The 901-nt window shown below is 63.0% G+C and carries 2 protein-coding genes; both read right to left on the bottom strand.

What is annotated here, in order from left to right; all coding sequences use genetic code 11:
* The coding region (locus tag J5224_RS30635) for a nucleotide-binding domain containing protein (RefSeq protein WP_319802516.1) at window positions 1-235 on the bottom strand (235 nt) is incomplete at its 3' end.
* A gap of 40 nt (window positions 236-275) precedes the next feature.
* On the bottom strand, window positions 276-901 hold a 626-nt coding region (locus J5224_RS30640; protein WP_264628801.1), incomplete at its 5' end, for a four-carbon acid sugar kinase family protein.

Raw genomic sequence — 901 nt, forward strand, 5'->3', positions numbered from 1 at the left:
CCACGTCGCCACCGGAGAGATAGAGCCCTGCCGGACGGCATAACGCCACCGTGCAACGGGCCATTTCTCCCAGAAAATCACTGATACGTTCACCCAATTGCTGACGGCTGAGGCCGTGCTGCTGGCATAGCTGCGCAATCTCGTGGCGCTGTTGCTCGTCACGGCAGGTACGAATCAGGCAATGTCTGCCTGCCAGCAGCGCGTCGGCCGCGGCGCGCGCGGTGTCTTGCGCCAATGTGGCTCCCGCAGACGTAAGCAAAGGGCGGACATCCACATCAAACAGCGTCCGCGATCTGTTTTTGCGTCATTTCGCTCATCGAGCCCACCACCGCCAGCAATGCGGGGCGCGGTGGCGGCGTGAAGCTTAGGGCCTGAGCCAGCGCATCGCTCAGGCCGGCGGCGCCAACCAACAGCGGTTTCACTGGCAGCGTCTGCGCGGCCGCCACGATCAGAGCCAATGCCTGCGGTGTCTCAGCGTCTATAATCACCCCCTTGATACCCGCATCGCGCAAGCGCCGCAGCTGCGCGGCGAGAGCAGAATGATTATTTTCACTCACACTTAAGGTCGCCGTGGTCAAGGCACTTTGTTCCGCGATACGTTCGGCAATATCGGCGCTGCGTACCGGCGTTTTTGGATCGCTGGCAAATTCGGTTTCGGTCAGCAGTGTCCCGTTGACCCACACTTTCCCGTCACGGGTGATGCGCCCAAGCGCCGGAACAGCAGGTGCAATCAGCGCCATGTCAGCACCGCTGGCCGTCAACGCTGCCGCGATTTCCGCGCCGAGGTTGCCGCGCAGCGTGGAGTCAATCTTCTTGAATACCCATCCGTTGCCGCCCGCTTCACGCCAGCGGGTCACGGCGTGCACCACGCGCAGCGCGGCATCTTGCGCTGCCTGCGCCC

Source organism: Candidatus Symbiopectobacterium sp. NZEC135 (assembly GCF_025962695.1).